Genomic DNA, 286 nt, shown 5'->3' with positions numbered 1-286 from the left:
ATAAATTTCTTTCTCAGGGTAAATCGCAACATATTTTGTTAGAAAGTGGCCGTGGCGGTCGTTATAACATTGTAGGGCTGAACCCAGTAGCGGTAATCCGAGGGAAGGATGAAACGTTACATATAAGTGAAAGTGGTAAGGAAACAATAAAACGAGGGAATCCGTTAGATTTAATGCAAGAATATATGGAACAATGGAAGACGGACTATAACCCAGAGTACCCGCCTTTTCAAGGTGGTGCAATTGGCTATTTCAGTTATGACTGTATGCGTTATATTGAAAAGCT

General features: G+C 39.9%; 1 pseudogene. It reads left to right on the top strand.

The window, feature by feature from the left end:
* Positions 1 to 286 (top strand): annotated as a pseudogene (locus tag FS608_RS29845) (aminodeoxychorismate synthase component I); the annotation flags it as partial.

This window comes from Bacillus sp. X1(2014), assembly GCF_007678255.1.
Note: the sequence above shows the minus strand (reverse complement) of the source record. Positions and strands in the feature narration are given on the sequence as shown.